10 protein-coding genes are annotated in these 14,651 nt (G+C 71.6%); 5 read left to right on the forward strand and 5 right to left on the reverse strand.

What is annotated here, in order from left to right; genetic code table 11:
* Positions 1–25: 25 nt before the first annotated feature.
* The 5 genes from CAP_RS42360 to CAP_RS42380 form a co-directional block, all read right to left on the reverse strand.
* Positions 26–1,477: an alpha/beta hydrolase gene (locus CAP_RS42360; RefSeq protein ID WP_052376903.1), complete on the reverse strand. Its 1,452-nt coding sequence runs from the start codon at positions 1,475–1,477 to the stop codon at positions 26–28.
* A 230-nt stretch (positions 1,478–1,707) separates the two neighbouring features.
* Positions 1,708–3,234 (reverse strand): methylenetetrahydrofolate--tRNA-(uracil(54)-C(5))-methyltransferase (FADH(2)-oxidizing) TrmFO, encoded by a 1,527-nt coding sequence (trmFO, locus tag CAP_RS42365; protein WP_044252150.1) that lies wholly within the window; start codon positions 3,232–3,234, stop codon positions 1,708–1,710.
* A gap of 12 nt (positions 3,235–3,246) precedes the next feature.
* Positions 3,247–6,015 carry a type I DNA topoisomerase gene (topA, locus tag CAP_RS42370; RefSeq protein WP_052376904.1) on the reverse strand — a complete coding sequence of 923 codons (2,769 nt, stop codon included), beginning with the start codon at positions 6,013–6,015 and terminating at the stop codon, positions 3,247–3,249.
* Between the two features lie 151 nt (positions 6,016–6,166).
* Positions 6,167–7,177 (reverse strand): DNA-processing protein DprA, encoded by a 1,011-nt coding sequence (locus tag CAP_RS42375; RefSeq protein WP_044252153.1) that lies wholly within the window; start codon positions 7,175–7,177, stop codon positions 6,167–6,169.
* A gap of 61 nt (positions 7,178–7,238) precedes the next feature.
* Positions 7,239–8,084, reverse strand: coding sequence for a hypothetical protein (locus CAP_RS42380; RefSeq protein ID WP_231512025.1), 846 nt, complete (start codon positions 8,082–8,084; stop codon positions 7,239–7,241).
* A gap of 37 nt (positions 8,085–8,121) precedes the next feature.
* On the opposite strand from CAP_RS42380, the gene CAP_RS42385 reads away from it, so the two are divergent.
* The 5 genes from CAP_RS42385 to CAP_RS51690 form a co-directional block, all read left to right on the forward strand.
* Positions 8,122–9,150, forward strand: a complete 1,029-nt coding sequence (locus CAP_RS42385) for a DHH family phosphoesterase (RefSeq protein WP_044252158.1) — start codon at positions 8,122–8,124, stop codon at positions 9,148–9,150.
* Positions 9,147–9,980 (forward strand): glycerophosphodiester phosphodiesterase, encoded by an 834-nt coding sequence (locus CAP_RS42390; RefSeq protein ID WP_052376905.1) that lies wholly within the window; start codon positions 9,147–9,149, stop codon positions 9,978–9,980. Before CAP_RS42385 ends, CAP_RS42390 begins: the two co-directional genes overlap by 4 nt.
* 200 nt (positions 9,981–10,180) lie before the next feature.
* Positions 10,181–12,268 (forward strand): hypothetical protein, encoded by a 2,088-nt coding sequence (locus tag CAP_RS42395; protein ID WP_197041589.1) that lies wholly within the window; start codon positions 10,181–10,183, stop codon positions 12,266–12,268.
* A gap of 123 nt (positions 12,269–12,391) precedes the next feature.
* Positions 12,392–14,140, forward strand: a complete 1,749-nt coding sequence (gene argS / locus CAP_RS42400; protein WP_044252163.1) for an arginine--tRNA ligase — start codon at positions 12,392–12,394, stop codon at positions 14,138–14,140.
* A gap of 280 nt (positions 14,141–14,420) precedes the next feature.
* Positions 14,421–14,651, forward strand: a 231-nt coding sequence (locus CAP_RS51690) for a hypothetical protein (protein WP_197041590.1), incomplete at its 3' end; no start/stop codon positions are given.

The raw sequence follows: 14,651 nt of genomic DNA on the forward strand, positions 1-14,651 counted from the left end.
CCTCCCTCCGCCCCCACCGCCGCCGCTACCGACAGACCGTCCCATCCTCCGGCACGACCCCGTCCACCAGGTACCGCGTGATGGCCCCATCGATGCACGCATTCCCCTTCAGGAACGCCGCGTGCCCCTGCCCTTCCCGCGTCAGCAGCACCCCGCTCTCGAGCTGCTCCGCCAGCGCTACCGACCATGCATACGGCGTCGCCGGATCCCGGCTCGTCCCCACCACCAGGATCGGCGGCGCCCCCTCTGCCCGGATCGCTCCTGTCGACCGCCACGGCGACACCGGCCAGCGCGCCGACGGAAACGCCGTGTAGGGGAAGTAGACCCCCAGCCGCGGCGCCGTCACCGCCATCTCCGCCACCAGATCCTCGTAGACCGAAGGCTCCGTGGCGAACGGCCCGTCCACCGACGTCACCGCGTAGTAGACCTCCAGACCGTTGCCGTAAGCGCCGGAGTCCTCGCGCTCCAGGTAACCGTCGGAAAGCTCCAGGAGCCCCGTCGCGTCACCCTCACCAGCGAGCGCCAGAGCCCTGGCGAGCCGCCGCCAGGCCGTGGGGCTGTAGAGGGCGGACGCGACCCCGTAGGCGAACTCCCCGGGACCGAGCATGCGGCTCCCGTCGCTGGCAGGCATGGGCGCCGCCTCCACCGAGGCCCGGATCGCATCGTAGGCGCCCGCGGAGTCGCCGTCCGCGTGGAAGGGACAGGAGGCATCGTCCGCGCAGTCGCTCAGGAAGTCGTCGAGCTGCGCCTCGAACGACAGACCTTGCTGCCTGATGTACTCCTCGCCGCTCAGGGTCGGATCCAGCGCCGCGTCGAGCACCAGCGCCCGCACCCGATCGGGGAACAGATCTGCGTACACCGCCCCGAGGAACGTCCCGTAGGAGAACCCGAGGAACGTCAGCTTCTCGTCGCCGAGGGCCTCGCGCATCTGGTCGAGGTCTCGCGCCACCTGATCGGTCCCCATGTAGGGCAGCAGATCGCCGCTCCGGGCGCTGCAGCCGGCGACGAGCGCGTCGGTCGACGCCACGATCGCCTCCCGCTCTGCGGCGTCGTCGGGTGTCAGATCCAGGGCCGCGTAGGCGCCGATGTCGTCGATGCAGTCGACGCCGGGCTCGCTCTCGCCCGAGCCGCGCGGATCGAACCCCACCACGTCGTAGAGCGCCCGGATCGTGGGAGGGAGCGCGTCTGCCCGCCCCCGCACCCAGCTCGTCCCTGAGCCCCACGGACCGCCTGGGTTCACCACCAGCGATCCCCGCCGGAGGTGGGGCTGGTCGGCGGGGCGCCGCAGCAAGGACACGGTCAGCGTCGGACCGCTGGGCGCCTCGTGGTCGAGCGGCACCTCGAGATGCGCGCACTCGAAGACGTCGTAGCAGTCCTCCCAGGGACCGGGGAGCGCCTCGTCACTGCAGCCCGCGGCGCAGGGCAGCGCCAGGCTCCCGACGAGGAGCAGCGCGGCAGAGGGACGAGGAACGGCCACGGGCGCATCGTAGCGCCCCGGGAGCCTCCTGGCCCCCCGATCAGGACCCCTGCCCGCGTGCGAGGACGGGCAGAGCGTCGGTTGTGTCCGCTTCGAAGCCTGTCCGGGGACATCCTGCGAGGTGCCGCGACGTGCCGCAGCGTGTGGTGAAGCGGAAGGACGCCAAGGAAACCCAGGGCGAGATGCCCTGCCCAGAGGCACGAGGGGGACGCGAGTCCCCCCGTGGAGACTCAAGGGGAGGAGGCGAGCCAGGCGTCGAGATCGCGCAGTGCGCGCTCGGCCATGGCGTCGTAGCGGGCGCGCTTGCGCAGCTTGCGCTTGTCGCCTTCGACGGGCGGGATGTGTGCCCAGGTGATGTTCGAGGGCTGGTAGCGCGGCTGCTTGCGGGCGAGGTGGGTGAGGATGCCGCCGAGCGCGGTGGTGGGGGGTGGGGGGCGCAGCGCTTCACCGCGCTGACGCTGGGCGAGGAGGATGGCGCAGAGCATCCCCCCGGCGGCGCTCTCCACGTAGCCCTCCACGCCGCTGATCTGGCCTGCGAGGAACACCCCGGGGCGCGCGCGTAGCTCCATGCCGGGGCCGAGCTGCTCGGGGGCGTTGATGAACGTGTTGCGGTGCACGGAGCCGAGGCGCATGAACTCGGCCTCTTCGAGGCCGGGGATCATCCGGAACACCCGGAGCTGCTCGCCGTGCTTCATGCGGGTCTGGAAGCCGACGAGGTTGTAGGCGGTGGCTGCCTCGTCTTCCTGGCGGAGCTGGATGACGGCGTAGGGCCGGCGGCCGGTGCGGGGATCGACGAGGCCCACGGGCTTCATCGGGCCGAAGGCGAGGGTCATCTCCCCGCGCTCGGCCATGACCTCGCAGGGCAGGCAGCCCTCGAAGTAGCGGGGCTCCTCGAAGTCGCGCGCGGGGACCTTCTCGGCCTCGACGAGCGCGCGCACGAAGGCGCGGTACTGGGCCTCGTCGAAGGGGCAGTTGACGTAGGCGTCGTCGCCTCCAGTGCTGCCCGCGCTGCCCGCGCTGCCCGCGCTGCCCGCACCGTCCACGCCGTCGGCATCGCCAGCGCTTTCCGTGTCGCCAGTGTCGACTTTGCCGCCAGCGTCGCCCGCGCTGCCAGCGTCACCTCTGCCGGCAGCGTCGCCTTTGCCACCAGCGTCGCCCGCGCTGCCCTTGGCTGTCGCGGGTGGCCCGCCCTTGTCGTAGCGCGACTGCTTCCAGACCTTCAACCAGTCGAGGGAGTCGGCGCTGATGATGGGGGCGATGGCGTCGTAGTACGCGAGGTGCTCGCTGCCCACGGCGGCGGCGAGGTCGGAGGCGAGCGCGTCGGCGGTGAGCGGGCCGGTCGCGAGGATGACCGGGCGGCCCTCGGGGATGGCGGTGACCTCGCGGTGGTCGACGGTGATGTTGGGGTGCGCGGAGATGGCGCGGGTCACCTCGGCGGAGAAGCGCTCGCGGTCCACGGCGAGCGCGCCGCCCGCGGGGACGGCGGTGAGGTCGGCGCAGCGGAGGATGATCGAGCCGGCGCGCCGCATCTCCTCCTTGAGCAGGCCCACGGCGTTGCCGAGCGCGGCACCGCGCATGGAGTTCGAGCACACCAGCTCGGCGAGGCCGTCGCCGTTCTGGGCCGGGGTGCGGCGCCCGGGTTTCATCTCCACGAGGCGGACCTTGAGGCCGCGCTCGGCGAGCTGGAAGGCGGCCTCGCAGCCAGCGAGGCCACCGCCGATGACGAGGATCTCGCCCGGTTCAGAAGAAGGCTTCATGGGGGGCTCGCGTCAGCTCGCGGGGGAGCGTCCGGCGCGCGGGGCGCCTGGGGCCTTGGCGGCGGCCTTGGTGGCCTTCGTCGCCTTGGTGGCCTTGGTGGCCTTGGTCGCCTTGGTGGCCTTCGTCGCCTTGGTCGGGGCTGCCGCCTTGCGCGCGCCTGCAGCGCTGCCTGCGGCACCTCCGTCGCCCTTGCTGGCGGCGGCAGTGCGGCCGCGGGCGGGGCGGGGGTTCTCGTCGTCGTCGCCAGGGGCCTCACCCTCCTCGGCCAGCGCGCCGAGGGCCTCGTCGAGGTCCTCGCCGAGCTCGCCGCGCGCCACCTTGGGGCCGTGGCCGAAGCCCATCCCGGGCTTGTAGGCGGTGAGGACTTCGAGCTCCTCCTCGTTGGTCTCGCGCTTGTACCCGCAGTCCTTGTTGGCGCAGAGCAGCATCGGGGTCTTGCCGACGGTGCGGGTGAGGAACTTGGCGCCGCAGTCCGGGCAGGGGGTGGGCACCGGCTTCTGCCAGAGCTTGAAATCGCACTTCTGGGCGGCGTTCCAGTTGGAGCAGCCGTAGAAGGTGCGGCCTCCCTTCTTGCGCGGCCGGATCTCGATGATCTCGCCGCCGCACTTGGGGCAGGAGACGCCGAGCGGGACAGGGCGCGCGTTCTTGCAGGAGGGGTAGCCGGTGCAGGAGAGGAAGTCGCCGAAGCGGCCCGACCTGATCACCATGGGCTTGCTGCACTTGTCGCAGATGATGTCGGTCGGGCGGGTCGTCGCGGCGGCGGCGCCCTTGTCGTCGAGGTTCCGCGTCGACTTGCACTTCGGGTAGCGCTCACAGCTCAGGAACCAGCCGTTCTTGCCCCACTTCTTGAGCATGTTGGCGCCGCACTCCTCGCAGACGATGTCCGTCCGCTCGGACTCGGGCTTCCAGGGCGCGAGCTTCTTCGAGCTGTCGAGCTGCTCGCGGAAGCGCTTGTAGAAGCGCTTGAGGAGCTGCACGCGCATCACCTTGCCGGCGCCGACCTCGTCGAGCTCCTCCTCCATCTGGGCGGTGAAGTTCGGGTCCATGAAGTCGAGGTTCGACTTCACCAGGCCGTCGACCACGAAGCGTCCCAGCTCGGTGGGCTGGAAGGCGCCGCCGGTGAGCTTCTCGACGTAGGCGCGCTGCTGCACCTTGCTGATGATCTCGGCGTAGGTGGAGGGGCGGCCGATGCCGCGCTTCTCCAGCTCGCGCACGAGCGAGCCTTCGTTGTAGCGGGGCGGGGGCTGGGTGAACTTCTGCTCGGTGATGACGCCGGGCGGGGTGAGGATGCGGAGCACCTCGCCCTCGTTCATGTCGGGCAGGAGCGCGTCGGCCTCTTCCTCGGCGGCGGCGCTCCCCTCGGCGCCTGCCTTCTCCTCGGCGGGAGCTGCCGGTGCAGCGGTCGCGGCGGCGCCGTCTCCAGCAGCGGCGGCGCCGGCGTTCGACTCGTCCTCGCCGGCGAACTCCTGCTGGCCCTCGGTGACCTGGAGCCAGCCGGGGAACTTGAGGATCCGGCCGGTCGCGCGGGCCATGTACGTGGCGTGCGCTGCGGGGGTGCCGGCGGGGGTGACCTCGATCTCGGCCGTGGTGCGGTCGTAGACGGCGGGCATCATCTGGGAGGCGACGAAGCGGTTCCAGATCAGCTTGTAGAGCTTGTACTGCTCGTCCTTGAGGTGCTTGCGGATCGCCTCGGGGTGCAGCTCGACGCTGGTCGGGCGGATGGCCTCGTGCGCGTCTTGCGCGTTCTTCTTGGACTTGTAGACGTTCGGGGTCGGGGGGATGAAGGTCGCCCCGTACTGGGTCCCGACGAACTGGCGCACCTCGGCGATGGCGTCGTCGCTGACGCGCGTGGAGTCGGTACGCATGTAGGTGATGAGGCCGACCGGGCCGCCGTCGCGCTTGAGGTCGATGCCCTCGTAGAGCGCCTGAGCGATCTGCATCGTGCGCTTGGTGCCGAAGTGCAGGTAGCTCGTCGCGTCCTGCTGGAGCTTGGAGGTGGTGTACGGGGCAGGCGGGTTGCGCCGCTGCTCCCGGCGGGTGATGCGGGCGACCTTGTAGCTCGCCTTCTCCAGGTCGCTGCGCACCCGCGCTGCCAGGTCGCCGTTGGTGACCTCGAGCTTGCGGCCGTCGGCGGCGACCACCTTCGCGGTGAGGCGCTCTCCCTTCTCGCCAGTGGACCGGCTCGGCGCGAGGCCGACGCCGATGTTCCAGTACTCCTCGGGGACGAAGCGCCCGATCTCCCGCTCGCGGTCGACGATGAGCCGCAGGGCCACGGACTGCACCCGGCCCGCGGAGAGGCCGAAGGCGAGCTTCGACCACACCAGGGCGGAGACGTCGTAGCCGACGATGCGGTCGAGGACGCGGCGGGCGCGCTGGGCGTCGTAGAGGTTCACGTCGAGGGCGCGGGGGTGCTGCACGCCCTGCTCGATGCCCTTCTTGGTGATCTCGTGGAACTCGACGCGCTGCACCTTGAGGCGCGGGCTCTTGATCTCTTCCTGGATGTGGAAGGCGATGGCCTCACCCTCGCGATCGGGGTCGGTCGCGAGCAGCACTTCGTCGGCCTTCTTCGCCGCGGTCTTCAGTTCGTCGAGGACCTTCTCCTTGCCCTCGATGACCTCGTAGCGCTCGGTGAAGTCGTTGGAGACGTCAACGGCGTCCTGCTTCTTCGGCAGGTCCTTCACGTGGCCCTTCGACGCGTACACCTCGTACCCGTTACCCAGGTACTTCTTGATGGTCTTCGCCTTGGCGGGCGATTCCACGATCACGAGCGTCTTGGTCATCACCACCTACTGAACATCAACGGGACGCGGCATCATTGAGGCGCTCCTCTCGGAGACGCTTCTCGACAAGCAAGCGAGGGACACCGTGCGGCACCTGATGCGTACTACCGGGTGAGGAGACCCGAGGGAAAGCAACTCTCTCGGGGGCTCGTCAGTGGGGAGTACGCCAGAATGACCCGGCCGGCCCCTCTACTACTACGGCGTGGAGAGTCAACGTCAAGAGCGCGGCGGCCACCCTCGAAAACCCAAGGCCCGTCCGGTCGCACACCTCGTCGACGTGGGTCGCTCCGGCGTCCAGCGCGTCCAGGATCGCCTGCTCGTCCGCGGTGAAGCGCGCCGGATCCACCAGGGATGGGCCGGCGCGGAGGCTGCCTCGGAGCCCCTCCAGACCGGGGAGCGCCGGGGTCATGGGTGCGGGTGCTCGCGCGGGTGCTCGCGCGGGTGGGTGCGCGCGTGAAGACGAAGTGCGTGGAGAAGACGCGCGTGACGCGCTCGGGTCGGGGTGGGCGCGACCGAGCGCCGCGAGCACGTGGGAGGCGTCGGTGATGGGCTGGGCGCCGAGGTCGAGCTCTGCGAGGCAGCCGGCGCCGCGCGGCTCCCAGGGGGCGCTCGGGACGACGAGCACGGCGCGGCCGAGCTTCCGGGCGATGGCCGACGTCGAGCGCGCGCCGCTCTCGATGCCCGCCTCGACCACGATGGTGGCGGCAGTGAGCGCGGCGAGCAGGGCGTTGCGCTGAAGGAAGTGGTGGGGCATCGGCCTCGCGTCGTCGGGCACGCGCGCGAGGAGGGCGCCGCCTCGGGCGAGCACGCGGTGGAAGAGCGGGGCGTGCTCGGGCGGGTACGGGTGCGCGAGGCCTCCGCCAGCGACGAGCACGGTGGGGGCTCCAGCGTCGAGGGCGCCCTCGTGCGCGGCGGCGTCGATGCCGCGCGCGCCGCCCGACCAGATGGCGAGGCCCGCCTTGCCGAGATCGGCAGCGAGAGCGCGGGTGAAGGCGAGGGCGCCGGTGCTCGCGACCCGGGTGCCGACGATGGCGACGCCGAGCCGCGTGGGTAGGTCGCCGCGCAGAAAGAGGGTGGGTGGCTCGGGGGTGCGGGCGGTGGCGAGCTCGCGAAGGGCAGCGGGGTATGCCGGGTCGTCCGGACAGAGACGGATCGAGGTCATGCTCCTGGTCCATCGGCACGGCCGAGGGTCCAGTTGCGCGCGCGGTGTTGTTTTTTCGCGCTTACTTGCGCGGAGCGCCCGCGGCGGCAGGCGCAGAGGCGGCAGGCGCAGAGGAGGGCGTTGTGGAGGGAGCGGGAGACGCGGGCGCGGCAGGAGCCGAGGAGGAAGGAGGCGTGGCGAGAGGGGCGGGCTTCGAGGAGGCGGGAGCGTCGGTCTGGAGGGCGCGGCGGTAGCCCCTCACCAGGATCACGCCGGCGCCACGGCGGAGCTGCGCGTGGAGGGTGGCCGAGAGGGCGGCGCGGTTCGGCAGGGTGAAGCAGGCGTCACGCCCGCCGATGACGGCGACGGGGCCCGTGTAGGGGTCCTCGGCGAGCACCTGGTCCGTGCGGTCTGCGCGGGTAAGGAACAGGTCGACTTCCACCACGCCGAGGCCGCCCTGCGCGACGAAGGTGGCGCACTCGCCCGCGGCGAGGGTGACGGGCACGGCAGCGAGGCCGCCCTCGGCGAGGGTCGCGCCGAGCAGCGCGCCCTCTTCGCGCATGGCCCTGGCTTCGCCGCGGGCGGTGTTGGTGAGCGCGAGCTCGGTGACGCGGGGCGGGCTCGACGCGGGCGCGAGGGTGGCGTCGGGGCTCGCGGCGTGGCTCAGGAACAGGGTGCGGGCCTCGGGATCGGGCCTGGGCATGTCGTCTGCCCAAGGCGGCTTCCGGTCCCGGGAGTTGTCGGCGCCAGGGGGGCGACCCGTCGGCTCCAGCGCGGCGGCAGGGAGGCGCAGGGGCGCGCTGGAGAAGGATTCGCCGCTGCACGCGGGGAGGAGCGCGGCGAGCACGAGGGGGGCGAGGACCCGGAGGGGCATGCTCTGCAGGTGCGGCGAGGGGCGGGGTGAGGTCAGGCGCGGCGTCGGCGGCATGGTACCCAGGTCCGCCCTCGTGCTACCAGCGATCCCCATGAAGTCCAGGGACATCGTCGTCGCGACCCACGGCCACTGTTTCGACGGGATGGCGAGCGCGGCGCTCTTCACGCGCCTGCTCCGGGAGCTGCGGTCGGGAGAGCCCCTGGCCTTCCGGTACCGGTCGTGCGGCTACGGGCCGGGGATGAGCATGATCCCCCCGGCGTGGCTCGATGGCGACGAGAACGCCATCCTCGACTTCCGCTACACGCCCACGGAGAAGCTCACCTGGTACTTCGACCACCACGTCACCGGCTTCGGCTCGGCGGAGGAGCGTGACACGGCGATCAGCGGCGCGGCCGAGGCGCTGGGCACGCCAGTACGTCCAGCGCGCGCGGATCTCGGGGCAGGGCCACGGGTGTTCTTCGACGCGACGTACGGGTCGTGCACGCGGCTCATCGCGGACGTGTCCCGGGACCGGTACGGCCTGGATCCTGCTCCGGTCGGCGAGCTGGTGCGGTGGGCCGAGATCATCGACACCGCGGGCTTCCCGACCGCGGAGGCCGCGGTGAGCCGTGAGGACCCGGTGATGCAGCTCGCCTCGGTGGTGGAGCAGCACGGCGACGCGCCGTTCCTCGCGTCGATCGTGCCGCGGCTCATCGAGCGGCCCGTCGGCGAGGTGGCCCGCGACGAGGACGTGCAGGAGCGGTGGCGGCCGCTGGCGCGCACGCAGCAGACGTACGTCGAGCGCATCGGGCGGGGGGCGAAGGTGGTCGGGCGGGTGGTGATGGTCGACCTCAGCGACGCGCCCCTCCAGGCCGTGGGCAAGTTCGTGACGTACGCGATGTTCAAGGAGTGCGTGTACTCGGTGACGCTGTCCCGCCAGAAGCAGCACTACAAGCTGAGCGTGGGCTACAACCCCTGGTGCGGGCAGCCGCGGGATCGCGACATCGCCGCGATCTGCAAGCGCTACGGCGGTGGTGGGCACCCGGTGGTGGGCGCGGCGTCGTTCCCGCTCACGGCCCTGGAGCAAGCGCGGAAGGCCGCGGCCGAGGTGGTCGAGGAGCTGAGCGGGCGCGGGGCGTGAGCGCGCGGGGCGGGAGCGCGCGGGGCGGGCGCGCAGTAGGCCAGAGCGCGGTAGGCCAGAGCGCGGCGGAGGAGCACTTCCGGCGGAAGGCGGGCGCACCACCGCGCATCCTCGGGCACCGGGGGGTGCGGGCGCTGGAGCCGGAGAACACGCTGCCGGCGTTCGAGGAGGCGGCGCGCCAGGGTGCGGATGGGATCGAGCTCGACGTGCGCCTCTGCGGCTCCGGGGAGGTCGTGGTGCTGCACGATCCGGATCTGAGCCGGGTGACGCACGGGGGGGATCGGCGGGCGGCGGCGGCGCTGTCGTACCGGGAGCTCTGCCGGGTGGATCTCGGGGGAGGGGCACGGGCGCCGCTCCTCTCGGAGGTGCTGGCGTTCGCGCGGGGGCGGGGGCTCGCGGTGAACGTGGAGGTGAAGCGCGACGTGCCGGACCGGCTGGCGCTGGTGCGGGCAATGGCGCGGCTGCTCCGCACCTGGGATCCGCGGCATGCCCTGCTGATCTCGTCGTTCGATCCGGCGATGCTGGCGGCCCTGGGTGCGCTCTTGCCGGCGACGCCGCGCGCGCTCCTCGTGGCGCGGGGGCACCACCACGAAGGGGTGCTGCGCCTCGCGGGGGCGCTCGGGGTCCTGGCGGTGCACCTCGACCGCACCCTGACCACATCGGCGCGGGTCTCGGTTCTCCAGAGGCGCGGGGTGATGGTGAACGTCTGGACGGTGAACGACATGGCCGAGGCGTGCTCGCTCGCAGCGCTGGGGGTGGACGGGCTGATCACCGATGCGCCACGGCAGATCCGTGAGGCTGTGGAGGCCTCGCCGCGCGGCGGTGCGTGAGGGGGCGGCGCGAGGTGCGTGCGAGGTGCGTATGGACCACCGCACTTTCTCGGCACCCGCAAATGCGGGCGATGCCTCCTGAAAGAAGCACCGCCGCGCCCGCGGAAGACGCGCACGCAGGCAGAGGCGTGCCCTATACTCGCGGGTCAACACGATCCCTGTTCTTCCCGGGATCCTAGGCGCGCTCTGGAGGTCACCCCATGCGACTGCGACGACCGTGGCTCGGTCTCTTTCTCCCTCTGTCGGCTCTCATGCTGGTCGCTGCTTGCGGCGGCGACGACGGTGATTCCTCTTCCTCCGGTGACGGAGGAAGCGGCGGCGGTCCCATCCCCGGCGTGGACAGCGACGGCGACGGCATCCCCGATACCGTCGAAGGCGAGGGCGACACCGACGGCGACGGCACCCCCGACCACCTCGATCTGGACTCGGACAACGACGGCATCCCGGATGAGATCGAGGCCGGGCTGACCCCGCAGAACCCCGTGGACTCGGACACCGACGGCACGGCGGACTTCCGCGACCTGGACTCGGACAACAACGGCATCAGCGACACGGTCGAGGCCGGGGCGAACCCGGCGGCGCCCGTCGACACGAACGGTGACGGCACGTTCGACTACGCGGACTTCGACAACGACGGCGATGGCATCCCCGACGGTGTGGAGATCGTCGGCGAGGACGCCGACTGCGACGGTGACGGGGAGCCGGACCCGCTCTCCACGGTGGAGGCACCGAAGGACTGCGACACCGATGGCGTCGAGGACTTCATGTCGTCCGACACCGACGGTGACGGGATCAGCGACCTGGTGGAGGGGAGCGCCGACACCGACTTCGACGGCTTCCTCGACCGCTACGATCTCGACAGCGACAACGACACGCTCACCGACGCGGTGGAGGGAGATGAGGACGCCGACGGCGACGGCATCCCGAACTTCCGGGACCCCGACTCCGACGACGACGGGCTCTCCGATCAGATCGAGGCCGAGGTGGGCACCGATCCGCTGAACGCCGACAGCGACGGCGACGGGGTGAGCGATCTCGTGGAGGTCGCGGCAGAGACCAACCCGCTCGACGCCGCCGACAACCCGCAGGCCCGCGGCGACTTCGTGTTCATCCTGCCCTACCAGGGGGACACGGCGCCCGCCGAGGACACCCTGGAGTTCCGCACCAACATCCAGTACGCGGACGTCTACTTCGCGTTCGACATCACCAACTCCATGGAGGCCGAGCTGCTGGCGATGCGCAACGCGACGACGGGCATCCCGGCGATCGTGAGCCAGCTCCGCTGCGCGCCGAGCGGGGTGTCGTGCGCGAACGACAGCGAGTGCGGGACCAACGAGGTGTGCTTCAACAACGCCTGCATCACCGACCCGGGGCTCGGTGACGGGTGCGTCCCCGACCTGTGGACCGGCGTGGGACGCTTCAGCGATCTGAACACCTACCGCAACCTGCTCTCGCTCCAGGCGAACCCGGTGACGACGGCGAACGCCATCCCCGGCAACATCGGCATCGGGGCGGACGAGGCTCCCTACCAGCCCTCGCACTGCATCGCGAACCCGAGCCTCTGCCCGAACGCGACCAACATGCAGTGCGCGCCGGCCGGCCAGGGCGTGGGGTGCCCCGGGTTCCGGCAGGACGCGGTGCGGATCTACGTGCAGATCACCGACGCCGATGATCAGTGCACCGGGGCCACCTGCGCGAGCTACACGGCGAACAGCGCGGGACAGGCGCTCCAGACCGCGGACATCAAGTTCGTGGGGCTCTGGGGGACCGGCGACGACAACGGCAACTTCGGGACGCCGTTCACCGTGGCGCGGGACATCGCGCTCGCCTCGAACAGCGTGGACCAGAACGGCGATCCCTTCGTGTACGAGGCCATCGACGCCGCGGTCGTCGCGAACGCGGTCACCGCCCTCCGCCGGCTGGCGCGCGGGACGCCGCTCGACGTGACCATCGACGCGGTGGACGACGACAGCGACGCGGTCGATGCGCTCCAGTTCATCGATCACCTGGAGGTGAACGTGTCGGGCACCGGAAGCTGCACGGACGTGACCATGACCTCCGACACGAACGGGGACTCCTTCAACGACGCCTTCCCGGACCTCCTGCCCGGGACCCCGGTCTGCTGGGACCTGCACCCGGTGCTGACGAACACCACGGTGGAGCCCACCACGGAGCCGCAGCTCTTCAAGGCGTCGCTCTCGGTCCGCGGCGACGGCTCGCCGCTCGATGACCGCGACGTGTACTTCCTGATCCCGCCGAAGAAGGTCGAGATCACGCCGCCGCAGTGAGCCTGGCCCCACCCGCCTCCGCCCCTCTCCGCGCCTGGCTCCTCGCAAAGGGGAGCCGGCCGCCCGGGGCCGATCTCCGTTTCCTTCGTTGACGCCCGCGGCCGCCGCCGAGAGAAGAGCGGCATGGCCGATCCTATCTTCGCTCTCGGGCAGCGCTTCGAGGCCGCCCTCGCCGCGGCGCTCGGCGCCGAGCACGCCAAGACCGACCCCGCCCTCCGCCGCTCGGTGCACGCCGACTACCAGGCGAACGTCGCCATGGCGCTCGGCAAGCGCCTCGGCCGCCCGCCCCGCGAGGTGGCCCAGGCCATCGTGGATCGCCTGGACGTCGCCGATCTGTGCACGCGCGTCGAGCTCGCCGGGCCCGGCTTCATCAACCTGCACCTGCGTGACGAGACCCTGGCGCGGGAGCTCACCGATCTCGCGCAGGACGCGCGACTGGGGGTGCCCTCGCCGACGCCGGAGACGGTGGTCATCGACTACTCCTCGCCGAACGTGGCCAAGGAGATGCACGTGGGTCACCTGCGCAGCACGGTGATCGGCGACGCGCTGGCGCGCACCCTGGAGGCGCTCGGGCACCGGCTGATCCGCCAGAACCACCTGGGAGACTGGGGCACGCCGTTCGGGATGCTCATCGAGCACCTGCTCGACCGCAGCGCGGAGTCCGGCGCTGGAGAGGCGGGCTCGGACGCGGCCGCCGCGATCGCCGATCTCGACGGGTTCTACCGGGAGGCGCGCGCCAAGTTCGACGCGGACCCCGCCTTCGCCGAGCGCTCCCGGCGCCGGGTGGTGCTCCTCCAGGGCGGCGACGAGGCGACGCTCGGCCTGTGGCGGCGCCTGGTGGCGACGTCGACGCGCTACTTCAGCGTGATCTACCGGTCGCTCGGCATCACCCTGACCGAGCAGGATCACGCCGGGGAGAGCCGCTACAACCCGGAGCTGCGCGGGGTGATCGAGGAGCTGTCCGGCAAGGGCCTCGTCACCGAGAGCGAGGGGGCGCTCTGCGTGTTCCCCCCGGGCTTCACCGGCAAGGAAGGCCAGCCGCTGCCGCTCATCGTGCGCAAGCAGGACGGCGGCTACGGCTACGCCACCACCGATCTGGCCGCCGTGCGCTACCGCCTGCGCGACCTCGGGGCGACGCGGTTGCTCTACGTGGTGGGCGCGCCGCAGAGCCAGCACTTCGCGATGGTGTTCGAGGCAGCGCGCCAGGCTGGCTGGCTCGCCCCGCCGGCGCGGGCCGAGCACGTGGCGTTCGGCTCGGTGCTCGGACCGGACAAGAAGATGTTCAAGACCCGGAGCGGCGAGACGGTGAAGCTCGCCGCGCTCATCGACGAGGCCGCAGAGCGCGCCACCAAGGTGGTGACCGAGAAGAACCCGGACCTCGACCCGGAGACCACCGCGGCCGTCGGGCGCGCGATCGGGATCGGCGCCGTGAAGTACGCTGACCTCTCCAGCGACCGGATCAAGGACTACATCTTCGACTGGGGCCGGATGCTGGCCTTCGAGGGCAACACCGCGCCCTACCTGATGTACGCGCACGCGCGCATCCGCTCCATCTTCCGCAAGGCGGAGGGCGAGGGCGAGTCAGTCGGCGCGATCGTGGTGAAAGAGCGCCCCGAACGCGCGCTGGCGCTGGAGCTGCTCCGCTTCGGCACGGTGGTGAGCGAGGTGGGGGACACGCTGGAGCCGCACCGGCTGTGCGGCTACCTCTTCGACCTGGCCGGCGCCTTCACCTCGTTCTATGAGCAGTGTCCCGTGCTCAAGGCCCCCGAAGCCGCCACCCGTGGCTCGCGCCTGGCATTGTGCAATCTCACTGCCAGGGTGCTGGCGCGGGGGCTCTCCGTATTGGGGATCGAGGCACCTGAGCGAATGTGACCCGGTCACAGGTTCGGGCCGGCTCCCCCCCGCGCCGGACCCGCCGGACCGTCCGAGGCTTGACATGAGGGCGGCACTCTGACGTTCTGGCACCCGAATCGCCCTGAGCGACTCGACTCACCACCCTGACGACTAGACTTCGGGAGACGCTTGCACATGAACCTGAGAAGCCCCTGGCTCATCGCTGGCCTGGCCGCGGGCACGGCCTCGCTCGTATTCCTCGGCTCGGGCTGCGAGCTCATCGTGACTGCGGATCGCTCGCTCATCGACGAGGGGGCGGGTGGCAGCGGCGGTGGTGAAGGTGGCGCTGGGGGCGGCGTCGGTGGCTCCGGTGGCGGCGTCGGCGGCTCCGGCGGCGGTGTCGGCGGTGCCGGTGGTGCCGGCGGCGGTGTCGGCGGTGCTGGTGGTGCCGGTGGCGGCGTCGGCGGTGCTGGCGGCGGCGAAGGCGGTGCTGGCGGCACGGGCGGCGCTGGCGACGGCGGCGCTGGCGGTGGCACGGGCGGCGCTGGCG

This window comes from Chondromyces apiculatus DSM 436, from assembly GCF_000601485.1.
Classification (GTDB): Bacteria; Myxococcota_A; Polyangia; order Polyangiales; family Polyangiaceae; genus Chondromyces; species Chondromyces apiculatus.

Excerpts from the sequence above, each read along its gene's own strand:
- trmFO (WP_044252150.1), bottom strand. The coding sequence starts at position 3,234 with ATGAAGCCTTCTTCTGAACCGGGCGAGATCCTCGTCATCGGCGGTGGC.
- topA (WP_052376904.1), bottom strand. The coding sequence starts at position 6,015 with ATGACCAAGACGCTCGTGATCGTGGAATCGCCCGCCAAGGCGAAGACC.
- CAP_RS42375 (WP_044252153.1), bottom strand. The coding sequence starts at position 7,177 with ATGACCTCGATCCGTCTCTGTCCGGACGACCCGGCATACCCCGCTGCC.
- CAP_RS42380 (WP_231512025.1), bottom strand. The coding sequence starts at position 8,084 with ATGCCGCCGACGCCGCGCCTGACCTCACCCCGCCCCTCGCCGCACCTG.
- CAP_RS42385 (WP_044252158.1), top strand. The coding sequence starts at position 8,122 with ATGAAGTCCAGGGACATCGTCGTCGCGACCCACGGCCACTGTTTCGAC.
- CAP_RS42395 (WP_197041589.1), top strand. The coding sequence starts at position 10,181 with ATGCGACTGCGACGACCGTGGCTCGGTCTCTTTCTCCCTCTGTCGGCT.
- argS (WP_044252163.1), top strand. The coding sequence starts at position 12,392 with ATGGCCGATCCTATCTTCGCTCTCGGGCAGCGCTTCGAGGCCGCCCTC.